Raw genomic sequence first — 2,306 nt, 5'->3', positions numbered from 1 at the left:
TGAAGAACGTGGCAGCCGATGCCCGCATCCTGCAGGAAGAGATCTTCGGACCGGTAGCGCCGATCATCACTTTCTCCACCGAAGACGACGCAGTTCGCCTGGCCAACAACACCGAATACGGCCTGGTGGCCTACGTCTTCACCAAGGACCTGAACCGTGGCCTGCGCATCAGCGAACGCATCGAGACCGGCATGCTCGGCCTCAACGCCGGTGTCATCTCCAACGCTGCAGCACCGTTCGGCGGCGTCAAGCAGTCCGGTCTGGGCCGCGAAGGCGGCTCCGAAGGCATCGAAGAGTACCTGTACACCCAGTACGTAGGTATCGCGGACCCGTACGCCGACTAAGCCTGCTCTTTCCACCAAGGAGCCCGCCCCGTCCGCTCTCGCAACAAGAACGGCAGGGATAAGCAAGGGCCCGGCACCTGGAACCAAAAATTCCGGGGGCCGGGCCCTTTGCTGTGCGTCAGGAGTTCAGCGCAGTCAGTCAGCGCAGTCAGTCAGCGCCGTTGCGGAAGCGCGCCGCGGAGCGTGCGCCATCGCCGTGCCAACCCGCGCCCAACGGTCGTAGCCAGGGATCCCACGGCGCGGAACGGCGCTCCCAGCGCGTTGACCCAGCGGCGCATCATCGACGGCGGCAACCAGTCCGCGCGGAAGCGCACCAGCCAGCGGGCGTTGTTCCGTAACGAGTCACGGACGACGGCGATGCGCGCCGCAGCCGCTGATGGCGACGCTGGTCCTCCCTGGCGGCCATAACGCTGCCGTTCGAAGTCCGAGGTGAGCGAGGCCACCGCCGCATGGGCGGCGTCATCCATGCCTGACGAGTCTCCGAGGGCGGCGCTGGAGCGAAGCCTGGTGGAGAAGTGCCTCGGCGTCTCGCTGGGCGCGGAGGGTAAGCCGTAGTCCGTCGCCAGGTCCTGCAGTTCCGCCCATGCAAGCTCCGGGACAGGATCCTTGTACCCGGGCTGCAGGGCGTCGGCCTCGTCCGGAGGTTTTTGGTTCAGGCGGCGCCTGCGCAGGATGCTCCTGCTCAGGCGTGGTGACCACAGGAAGGCAAACAACAGTGCCACGCCTGCGGCGGCCGCCCCGATGGCTGGCAGGGGGTTCACGCTGGTGGACCCCGTCACCGGGGTTTCCACACCCGGCAGTGGAACGGGGGCCGGTGTGGCCGGGGCGGGGGTGGTCAGAACCTCTTTCTCGTCCGCATTGGTACTGAGGTTGCCGGGTACTGAACTTTCCGTCGCGTAATCGGGAGGGACGCCGCGGGACGGCGTCGGCTCAAACGGGACCCAGCCAAGGCCTTCGAAGTAGAGCTCGGGCCAAGCGTGCGCGTCCCGGGCGTCTACCTCGTATTCGGGGAAGGAACCCTGCCCCACCAGCGCTACCGATTCCCCTGTTAGCCGGCCCGGAGCATAGCCCACGGCAATGCGGCTCGGAATACCTTCAGCCCGCGCCATCACAGCCATCGCGGAAGAAAAATGCACGCAGTAGCCGCTCTTGACGGCCAGGAAATCAGCCAGGACCGAGAGACCGTTGCCGTCGTAGCCGTTCTGAACCGGTGCCTGCAGGGAGTACGTAAATTCACCGGAACGCAGGTACTTCTGGATTGCCAGGGCTTTGCCGTAGTTGCTGCTTTCGGAGGCCGTAACGGAATCGGCTGTTTGACGCACAATCTCAGGCAGGTTGCCCGGAATGCGCAGGAAGTCCTCCGAAATTCCCTGGGGAGCTGCTGTGGCCCGGGACAGTGATTCCGCGGTGATCCGGGGCGCCCCGGAAAACACCACATACCGCTGCGCGCGGGTGGTGGTCTCGGTGCTCATGATGCTCAAGGTGGCCGGATCCCAGGTCCAGCGCCCGTTGAGGCCGTTCACCGATGCAGGCGCAAACGGGGCAGGAAGGTAAGGGCTGGTGAACAGGCCGGCATTGACGGAGGTCACGGTATTGACCACGTCCCCTTGGACGGAGTAGCCGGTTTCAATCCTGTCTGCACCGGCGCGGCGCTGGGCCGCGCGCTCGTCCGGAGCCCAGGTTTCGCCGTCGAAGTGGTCAATGGTGACGGACCTCAGGTAGAGCGGTCCGTCCGCACTCGTTGCGTAGGTGATGCGGCCGGATCCCGTGGGACTCCGGAGGCTGTTGCCCAAGGTGATCATGGGGTTGAGTCCGTTGGAGGTGCCCCATGGACTCAGCCGGGAGCCCTGCGGGAAGGTGCCGGTCTCGAACCCCGGGATGGCCAGGGGGACCACCATGGTCAAGGCCAACGCCAATCCGCCGGTCACCAGCGAACGCCTGAACTGGCCCGAGCCCCGCCCG

The 2,306-nt window shown here is 65.9% G+C and carries 2 protein-coding genes; one reads left to right on the top strand and one right to left on the bottom strand.

The genetic code is table 11. The features are described from left to right. The coding region (locus HP499_RS23550; RefSeq protein ID WP_172326463.1) for an aldehyde dehydrogenase family protein at window positions 1-344 on the top strand (344 nt) is incomplete at its 5' end. A 152-nt stretch (window positions 345-496) separates the two neighbouring features. Here HP499_RS23550 and HP499_RS23545 read toward each other — a convergent pair. Beyond that, a partial coding sequence (locus tag HP499_RS23545; RefSeq protein WP_172326462.1) for a DUF3488 and transglutaminase-like domain-containing protein occupies window positions 497-2,306 on the bottom strand: 1,810 nt, incomplete at its 5' end.

Origin of the sequence: Paenarthrobacter sp. CM16, from assembly GCF_013179505.1 — a bacterium.
In the GTDB taxonomy this organism is placed as follows: domain Bacteria; phylum Actinomycetota; class Actinomycetes; order Actinomycetales; family Micrococcaceae; genus Arthrobacter.
The sequence above is the reverse complement of the archived record's forward strand: the minus strand, read 5'-3'. Positions and strand labels throughout refer to the sequence as shown.